This window comes from uncultured Zoogloea sp. (genome assembly GCF_937894855.1).
Taxonomy (GTDB): Bacteria; Pseudomonadota; Gammaproteobacteria; order Burkholderiales; family Rhodocyclaceae; genus Zoogloea; species Zoogloea oryzae.
On the sequence record NZ_CALAYQ010000186.1, the window covers coordinates 1 to 8,507 of the forward strand.

10 protein-coding genes are annotated in these 8,507 nt (G+C 60.0%); 8 read left to right on the plus strand and 2 right to left on the minus strand.

What is annotated here, in order from left to right:
• Together Q0672_RS20245 and Q0672_RS20250 are read right to left on the minus strand one after the other, a co-directional pair.
• Window positions 1-223: transposase (locus tag Q0672_RS20245; protein ID WP_298625182.1), on the minus strand; the 223-nt coding region annotated here is incomplete at its 3' end.
• Between the two features lie 45 nt (window positions 224-268).
• Window positions 269-1,633, minus strand: coding sequence for a cache domain-containing protein (locus Q0672_RS20250; RefSeq protein WP_298625184.1), 1,365 nt, complete (start codon window positions 1,631-1,633; stop codon window positions 269-271).
• Between the two features lie 359 nt (window positions 1,634-1,992).
• Here Q0672_RS20250 and Q0672_RS20255 point away from each other — a divergent pair, with 359 nt between their 5' ends.
• The 8 genes from Q0672_RS20255 to Q0672_RS20290 all read left to right on the plus strand — a co-directional run.
• Entirely contained in the window at window positions 1,993-2,601 is a 609-nt protein-coding gene (locus tag Q0672_RS20255) for a TetR/AcrR family transcriptional regulator (RefSeq protein WP_298625186.1), read from the plus strand.
• Window positions 2,598-3,749, plus strand: a complete 1,152-nt coding sequence (locus tag Q0672_RS20260) for an efflux RND transporter periplasmic adaptor subunit (protein WP_298625188.1) — start codon at window positions 2,598-2,600, stop codon at window positions 3,747-3,749. The genes Q0672_RS20255 and Q0672_RS20260 overlap by 4 nt, the downstream gene beginning before the upstream one ends.
• Window positions 3,746-4,951: an ABC transporter permease gene (locus tag Q0672_RS20265; protein ID WP_298625190.1), complete on the plus strand. Its 1,206-nt coding sequence runs from the start codon at window positions 3,746-3,748 to the stop codon at window positions 4,949-4,951. Before Q0672_RS20260 ends, Q0672_RS20265 begins: the two co-directional genes overlap by 4 nt.
• 1 nt (window position 4,952) lies before the next feature.
• Complete coding sequence (locus tag Q0672_RS20270) at window positions 4,953-5,663, plus strand: ABC transporter ATP-binding protein (protein ID WP_298625192.1); 711 nt, start codon at window positions 4,953-4,955, stop codon at window positions 5,661-5,663.
• Between the two features lie 28 nt (window positions 5,664-5,691).
• The gene (locus Q0672_RS20275) at window positions 5,692-6,165 is read left to right on the plus strand and encodes a cytochrome c (RefSeq protein ID WP_298625194.1); all 474 of its coding nucleotides are present in this window, start codon (window positions 5,692-5,694) and stop codon (window positions 6,163-6,165) included.
• On the plus strand, window positions 6,152-7,639 hold the full coding sequence (locus Q0672_RS20280) for an efflux transporter outer membrane subunit (RefSeq protein WP_298625196.1): 1,488 nt from the start codon (window positions 6,152-6,154) through the stop codon (window positions 7,637-7,639). The genes Q0672_RS20275 and Q0672_RS20280 overlap by 14 nt, the downstream gene beginning before the upstream one ends.
• A gap of 130 nt (window positions 7,640-7,769) precedes the next feature.
• Window positions 7,770-8,327, plus strand: a complete 558-nt coding sequence (locus Q0672_RS20285; protein WP_298625198.1) for a recombinase family protein — start codon at window positions 7,770-7,772, stop codon at window positions 8,325-8,327.
• 2 nt (window positions 8,328-8,329) lie between these two features.
• Window positions 8,330-8,507 (plus strand): DUF4158 domain-containing protein (locus tag Q0672_RS20290; RefSeq protein ID WP_298625200.1); only part of this gene is annotated, 178 nt, incomplete at its 3' end.

Below are 8,507 nucleotides of genomic sequence, written 5' to 3' on the forward strand. Positions count from 1 at the left end.
CGCCCATCGGCTCAGAGGCCGCCACCCGTAAGGGCAGACAGGACAACTCGGGCGGCTCAATACCCCGTTCGCGCATCCAGCGCCGCAACTGGTTGGCGTTGATCCCGTTGGCCAGGGCCACCCCGGCGATCGACGCGCCGGGCTCGCCGCAGGCTTCGATCAGGGACTGCTTGAATGCTTCGGAGTGGGTGCGACGGGTTCGACGCGGCTGGATGACGGTCATGAAAGTGTCCACTTCTAGTGCGTAGTGGACACTATGGTTACCGAGCTAAGAGGTCGGGGGAAGACGGGTTTGCCGGGGGCTTACGGTGATTTCGCAGAATGACGGATTGACGGCGAGGATGCGGGTGTCGGGATCGGTGATGATGATGCCTTCCCGGCTGCTCTCGAACACCCGGGCCGAAAGATGCAGCGCCTCGGCCTGGCGTTCGAGGGTCTGGGCGTGGGCGTCGATCCGCTGGGTGTAGGCCCGCAGCTGCCGGCTGATCCAGCGGGAGAAGAAATAGGACGCGATGATCGCCAGCAGCAGCGCCAGGCCTGCCGCCAGCGCCACGAAGGGCAGACGGCTCGACACCGATTCGATGATCGCCCGCCGCTCGGCCGCGATCGCGGGCTCCATCTCCTGCTCGAACAGGGACGCCACGACCACGATGTTCCAGGGCCGGTAGACCGTGACGAGGGAGGTGCGGTTTCCGATCTCGCCAAGACTGCTTTCCTTGCCAGGATCGACCCGGCTCCAGGGGTATTCCGCCACGCCGCCGCCCTTTGCGCCCAGGGCGATGAGTTCGCCGCGGATGCGCTTCATCTCGTCGGTGCCGACGCTGGTGTAATGCTTTCCTTCGTGTTCGGGCCACTGGGTCTGCAGCAGGATCTTCCCGTCGAGGCCAAACACCGCAAAGCGGCCGGTGTCGCCAAACTTCCAGGCCCGCAGGCGTTCCAGACTTTCGCGCAGGCGCATGTCGTGCCAGCGCTGGAGGTAATCGCCGGTGCCGATGATCCAGTCGTAGGGAGCGAAGTGCGCCACGTAGGCGAGCTTGTCGGACATTGCCTTGGGTGAACCCGGCGAGTACCAGCGGTAGGACGAATAGCCCGAGCCATCGCCTTCCTTCGCCGCGTCGATCAGGCCGCGCATGATGTAGTGACCGGTGTCGTCCTGGTTGTCCCACAGGGACGAGCCTTCCCGTTCCGGTGCAATCGGCAGGAGGACGCAGCGGCCCTCCATGTCGTCCACGAAGAAGTAGCCGCCGCCGTCGAAGAAACGCTGGGGCCGCAAGGCCTCGATGATCTGCCGCTTGATCTCGGCCTCGGGCCGTCGGCCGTGCTCCCGGTCGTAGATCGCCTGGGCGGTCTGCATGGCCATCGAGACCCGCTCCTTGAGTGCGGCCTTGAGCGTGCTTTCAGTCAGGGATTGGGCGAAGTCGATGTAGCCGATGGCCGCCGACATCTCGGTGGCGAGGCGCTCCTGCTTCTTGGTGGCGAAGCTGTCTTCGAGCCGTTTGAAGAAGCGCTGATGCTCGGTCATGCCGATGAGCAGGAAGCTCACGCCCAGGGCGAGCGCCATCACGACCACGACGATCAGCGTGCCTGCAAGGTGCAGACGGGGCAGATTTCGGTCGGTGACGCGGATTCTCATGAACACTCGGGGTTGGGGGGCATCAATTATTTTTTGATCGAGGAAGGGGCTACAGGCCCGATCTCGCAGCCTCTTTTAACGGCCGGAGTCGCCGGGGCTAAAGTGACGGGGTGTGGAATATTCATCATCCGGCATCATCTTCCGGCCGTCGGCGGCACTGCATGCGCCGCCCGAAAGGTGAGGGGTGGCGCGGGCTGTCGGGGCGTGAGGCCTTCATGGGGACGTCTCAGAAAACGGAAAATAAAGCACGTTAAGCCCATTGCAGACGCTAGATATTGACGAGTACGTCGGGTTTTCTCTTGTTTGAGTTGCCTCTTGTGATAAGATAGTAATCAATTACTATCTTATCAGGAGTGCTCGTGGACACCCATCCAAAGCATCTGCCGGCCGATGAACGTCGTGCCGTAACTGTCGAGTCCGTCGTGGCGCTTGCCGGTTCACAAAACCCAAGCGAGATAACCACTGCGGCTATCGCTAAACACATGAACTTGACCCAGGGTGCGCTGTTTCGGCACTTCCCGAACAAGGAAGCCATTTGGCAGGCGGTCATGGAGTGGGTAGCAGAGCGCCTATTAGCCAGAATCGATCGATCCGCACAAGGAATCGAGTCGCCCTTGGCAGCCATGGAGGCGATGTTCATGAGTCATATCGAATTCGTAGCTGAGCACCCAGGCGTGCCAAGAATGATGTTTGGTGAGCTTCAGCGTGCCGAATCGACACCGGCCAAGCGCATGGTGCAAACCTTGATTCAGCGCTACGGCGAACGTTTGCATCGTCTCATCGAGAAAGGCAAGGCCAGCGGCGAGTTGTCTCCCTCGCTTGACAACGAGGCGGCGGCAACGCTGTTCATTGGCACGATCCAGGGCTTGGTCATGCAATCGCTGTTGGCGGGTGATGTGGAGCGTATGCACCGCGATGCGCCACGTGCCTTTGCAATATATCGTCGTGGCATAAGGAGTGCGCAATGAAAAAGTTACCCTTGCAAGGCCGCACCCTGGCGCTGCTTGCCGTCATCATTCCTTTGCTGGTGCTCTTCATTTATGTCGGTCTGCGATCAGGGCCGCTCGCCCCGATCGCTGTGGCGGTGGCAAGCGTGGAGTCACGGGCCATCACGCCGGCGCTGTTCGGCATCGGCACGGTGGAGGCTCGCTACACCTACAAGATCGGGCCGACGTTTGCAGGGCGCGTCAAACGCTTGGACGTACAGGTGGGCGACCAGGTCAAAGCCGGACAGGTGCTCGGCGAGATGGAGCCGGTCGACCTCGACGATCGGGTGCGCTCACAGGAGTCGGCATTCAAACGTGCGGAAGCGACTTTGCGCGAATCAGAAGTCCGGCAAGCCTACGCGCAAACCCAGGCGCGCCGCTACGAGCAATTGTTTGCGGTGCGCTCGACCAGCGAGGAAATCGTCACCACCAAGCGGCAGGAACTGCAGATCGCCGATGCCGCCCTATCTGCCGCGCGGGAAGATACGGTCCGGGCACGCTCCGACCGCGAAGGACTCGTCGCGCAGCGGAGCAATCTGCGCCTGATCGCGCCGGTCGACGGTGTCGTCGCCTTGCGCGATGCCGATCCGGGCACGACCATTGTCGCGGGCCAGGCCGTGGTGGAAGTGATCGACCCCAAGAGTTTGTGGATCAATGCGCGCTTCGACCAGATCAGCGCATCGGGCCTGGCTGGGGGGTTGCCGACTCTTATTGTCTTGCGTTCGCGTGGTGGCCAGACCTTGAAAGGTCGCGTGCTGCGGGTGGAACCCAAGGCCGACGCGGTAACCGAGGAAACGCTTGCCAAGGTGACATTCGATAACAAGCCAGAACCTTTGCCACCGGTGGGTGAACTGGCCGAAGTCACGGTTGACTTGCCGGCACTCCCAGCCGCTCCACTGATCCCCAACGCTGCCGTCCAGCGTGAGGGCAACAAAGTTGGTGTCTGGCAAATCGTGGATGGTGATCTGCAGTTCTCCCCAGTCAAGCTCGGCACTTCCGACCTTAATGGTTACGTGCAGGTGCGCGAAGGGCTCAAGAATGGGGACCAGGTTGTGACCTATAGCGAAAAGGCACTGACGGCGCGCAGCCGCATCCATGTGGTCGACCATATCCCAGGAGTGTCACGATGATCAGCCTGGCCGGCCGCGACATTCTCCATGCCTGGGGAAAATTCGTCTTCACCGGCATCGGTCTGGGTCTGCTGATCGGCGTTACCCTGGTCATGGCTGGGGTGTACCGAGGCATGGTGGACGACGGCAAGGCGTTGCTCGACAACAGTGGCGCTGACCTTTGGGTGGTGCAAAAGGATACTCTGGGTCCTTATGCGGAGTCGTCCAGCCTCAACGATGACGTGTATCGCGCCATTCTCGCCATGCCGGGAGTCTCACAGGCAGCGAACGTGACCTACCTGACCATGCAGGTACGCAAGGGCGAGAGTGATGTACGCACCATGGTGGTCGGCATCGCGCCCGGTGCGTTGGGGGCTACACCCGGATGGCCTCCTTATCTCGTCGCTGGACGCCAGATCACGCGCGGTCACTACGAGGCGGTGGCCGACATCGCCACCGGCTTCAAACTGGGAGATGGTCTTGCCATTCGCCGAAATCATTACACCGTCGTTGGGCTGACACGGCGCATGGTGTCGTCCAGCGGCGACCCAATGGTATTCATTCCGCTCAAGGATGCTCAGGAGGCTCAGTTCCTCAAGGACAACGACGCCATTTGGCAAAGCCGGCGTCGCACCGAAGCCAACCCGGCCTTCAATCGACCTGGTGTTCCAGGTTTGCTGGATGCCGTGATTGCTTCACAGAGCACCAACGCGTTCGTCAATGCAGTGCTGGTCACTCTGAAACCTGGTCATGCGCCGGACGAGGTTGCCGAATCCATCCGGCGCTGGAAGCGTTTGACGGTCTACACACGGGCACAGATGGAAGACATCCTCGTCGGCAAGTTGATCGCCACGTCGGCCAAGCAGATCGGCATGTTCTTGGTGATTCTGGCCATCGTTAGCGCGGCCATCGTTGCCTTCATCATCTATTCGCTGACGATGGACAAAATCCGCGAGATCGCGGTGTTGAAGCTCATCGGCACACGCAACCGAACCATCGCCGCGATGATCATGCAGCAGGCACTCGCCTTGGGCGTGATTGGTTTCGTGGTCGGCAAGATCACAGCCACTTTCTCAGCGCCCCTGTTTCCCAAGTACGTACTGCTGATGCCGTTCGACTCAATCGTCGGTTTTTTCGCCGTGCTCGTGATCTGCGTTCTAGCCAGCATCGTCGCCATTCGCATGGCACTCAAGGTCGACCCGGCCGAAGCCATTGGAGGTTGAGATGAGTGGCAAAGGGATTCGCATCGAAGGTTTGAGAAAACGTTATGGCGAGGGCGATACCGCCGTCGATGCCTTGAAGGGCGTGGACATGCAGGTGGCACCCGGCGAAGTGGTGGGCCTGATTGGCCCTTCCGGGTCCGGCAAGAGCACGCTGCTCAAATGTCTGGGCGCGGTGATTGATCCGACCGCCGGTCGCATGACGCTGGGCGATGAAGTGATCTACGACGATGGCTGGAGAGTCCGTGATCTGCGCGCCTTGCGACGGGACAAGATTGGTTTCGTATTCCAGGCGCCGTACCTGATTCCGTTTCTCGATGTTACCGACAACGTGGCGCTACTGCCGATGCTCGCAGGCGTCGCGAATGGGGAGTCGCGCGCGAAGGCACTGGAACTGCTCACCGCGCTCGATGTGCAACACCGGGCTCGCGCCATGCCCTCGCAACTCTCCGGTGGCGAGCAGCAACGGGTCGCCATTGCGCGAGGTTTGGTCAATCGCCCTCCGGTGATCCTGGCTGATGAGCCCACAGCTCCACTAGACAGTGAGCGCGCCATGGCTGTAATCCGCATCCTCAATGACATGGCTCGGAAGTTCGAGACCGCCATCATCGTCGTCACCCATGACGAAAAAATCATCCCCACTTTCAAGCGCATCTACCACATCCGCGACGGTGTGACCCATGAGGAAGCTGGCGAAGGGCGGGAGTTCGAATGAGAGAAAGATTGAATTACAGGAGAGTTTCATGACCCACCGCAAACACAGCCACGCATTTGGAACTATCACCCTGACCGTTACGGCCTGCCTGCTTTTATGGGGTTTTCAGTTGCCAGCTTGGGCTGGTGACGCTACCCAGGTTGAGCCACTGGCGCTACGCAAGATCATGCAGGAACTCGGGCGCAACATGCAGGCTATTACCGGTGCGATTTCGCAGGAGGAATGGGTTCAGATCGTTCAGCTCGCCCCAAAAGTTGCTGCACACCCCGAGCCACCGCTTACTGAAAAAATGCGCATTCTTGCTTACCTCGGCGCTGATGCGACCAAGTTCAGAAACTTTGACGTGCAGACTCACGAGGCGGCGCTGGCCATGAAGCTGGCTGCTGCGAGCAGCGACGGCAAGGCGGTGATCCAATCATTCGCCCACGTGCAGGAAAGCTGCTTGGGCTGCCACCAAGCTTTCCGTAAACCTTTCGTGGAGCATTTTTATGGAGCACGCTAAAACATGCCAGCGCCCCATCAGCCTCGAAAGACGGCTTGCGGCAACTTACCTGGTAGCTGGTCTGGTCACCGCCGGTCTGGCCGGCTGCGCCGCCGGCCCTGATTTTCAGCGTCCCACCGCACCCGATGTGGCTCGCTACACTGCAACACCGGTAGCTGATAGAACCGCGTCCGCTCCCACGCAGTTCGGCGAAACACAACGTCTAGTCGAAGGGCTTCCGATCGAAACGCAATGGTGGCAAAGCTTGGGTTCATCCGCACTCGACGGACTGATCAACGAAGCTTTCCACGTCAGCCCGACGCTGGCGAGCATCAGCGCCAATTTGCGACAGGCGCAGGAGCTTTTTGCCGCACAGGCGGGCTCGACGCAATATCCACAGGTAGATGTCGCACTGGGATCTCAGCGCCAGCAAATGAGTCCCAGCAGCCAAGGGTTAAGCGGAGACGCACGTCAATTCAGCCTCTACAACGCCAGCGTTAGCGTGCATTACAACCTCGATCTGGCTGGCGGCAACCGGCGCGCACTCGAAGCCTTGGTTGCTCGCGCCGACTACCGTCGCTTCGAACTGAATGCTGCGCGCCTGGCCCTTGCTGGCAACATGGCAACCGCTGCCATTACCCGAGCACGCCTTGCTGCGCAACTAGAAGCCACTACTGCCATTTTGCGCGTACAGGATGAGCAACTGCGCCTAGCCCATGAACGCGTGCGTATCGGTCAGGCCTCACCTGATGAAGTGTTGAGCCTACAAGCTCAGGCGGAGCAAACGCGGGCAGAACTGCCTGCGCTGCGTAAACAACTGCAACAAACCGAACATCTACTGGCGGTGCTAGCCGGTCGTGCCCCAGGCACGGGTGGCATCCCGGCCTTCACTCTGGCCGATTTCACTCTGCCCGTCGAGATGCCGCTCGTCGTGCCCTCAGAACTGGTGCGCCGCCGACCGGATATCCAGGCGTCAGAGGCGCTGTTGCATGCGGCCAATGCAGACTATGGTGTGGCTGTTGCCAAGCTCTACCCACAGATCAACCTGAGCGCCAACCTTGGCTCTCAAGCGCTGACCACCGGTGCCCTGTTCGGTGGTGGCTCGGCAGTGTGGGGCCTGGTTGCGCAGCTCACCCAGCCTCTTTTTAATCCAGGGCTACCCGCTGAAAAAAGAGCGGCGCTCGCCGCTTTTGATGCCGCCGCAGCCAATTACCAGAGCGTCGTATTGGAGTCTTTGCGTAACGTCGCCGACACCCTGCGCGCGGTGGAAAGCGATGCACAAACTTTGACTGCCCTCGCTGCCGCTGATATGGCTGCACAGGCCTCCTTGCAGTCGGTCGAGCGGCAATACCGGCTGGGCGCGGCCAGCTACCTGCAACTGCTCATCGCGCAGCAACAGGCACAGTTAATCCGGATCAATATGGTTGCGGCCCAGGCACAACGCCTAATCGATAGTGTTGCTTTATATCAGGCCCTGGGAGGTGGTGTCAGTTAAGGCTATACCCTAACCTGATGTCAGATGTTGAGCACAAACAACGTCAGAGTAGGGTGTGAATTTATATTTATTGACACATTCAGCCAAGGGTAATAGGTTTCATCCTGACATTTTTACCTTTGGAGGCATCTTGCAAGGTCAACGTATCGGCTACGTCCGCGTCAGTAGCTTCGACCAGAAGCCTGATCGACAACTGGAACAAATAGAAGTCGGCAAGGTATTCACCGATAAGGCTTCAGGCAAGGACACACAACGTCCCGAACTTGAAAGGCTGCTGGCCTTCGTCCGCGAGGGCGACACCGTGGTGGTGCATAGCATGGACAGGTTGGCACGCAACCTTGATGACCTGCGCCGCATCGTCCAAGGGCTGACACAACGGGGCGTGCGCATGGAGTTCGTCAAAGAAGGGCTGACGTTCACCGGCGAGGACTCACCGATGGCCAATCTGATGCTGTCGGTCATGGGAGCCTTTGCTGAGTTCGAGCGCGCCCTGATCCGCGAACGTCAGCGCGAGGGAATCGTGCTGGCCAAGCAGCGCGGTGCCTACCGGGGACGAAAGAAATCGCTGAACAGCGAACAAATTGCCGAGTTGAAACGGCGAGTTGCGGCAGGCGACCAAAAAACCTTGGTGGCCCGTGACTTCGGCATCAGCCGCGAAACCTTGTACCAGTACCTGCGTGAAGACTGACCATGCCACGCCGCTCAATCCTGTCCGCCACTGAGCGCGAAAGTCTACTGGCACTGCCAGATGCCAAAGACGAACTGATACGGCACTACACGTTCAACGAAACCGACCTGTCGGTGATCCGTCAGCGTCGCGGCGCCGCGAATCGATTGGGCTTCGCCGTGCAGCTTTGCTACTTGCGAT

Coding starts and splice junctions, on each gene's coding strand:
- Q0672_RS20250 (WP_298625184.1), bottom strand. CDS start 1,633: ATGAGAATCCGCGTCACCGACCGAAATCTGCCCCGTCTGCACCTTGCA.
- Q0672_RS20260 (WP_298625188.1), top strand. CDS start 2,598: ATGAAAAAGTTACCCTTGCAAGGCCGCACCCTGGCGCTGCTTGCCGTC.
- Q0672_RS20265 (WP_298625190.1), top strand. CDS start 3,746: ATGATCAGCCTGGCCGGCCGCGACATTCTCCATGCCTGGGGAAAATTC.
- Q0672_RS20270 (WP_298625192.1), top strand. CDS start 4,953: ATGAGTGGCAAAGGGATTCGCATCGAAGGTTTGAGAAAACGTTATGGC.
- Q0672_RS20275 (WP_298625194.1), top strand. CDS start 5,692: ATGACCCACCGCAAACACAGCCACGCATTTGGAACTATCACCCTGACC.
- Q0672_RS20280 (WP_298625196.1), top strand. CDS start 6,152: ATGGAGCACGCTAAAACATGCCAGCGCCCCATCAGCCTCGAAAGACGG.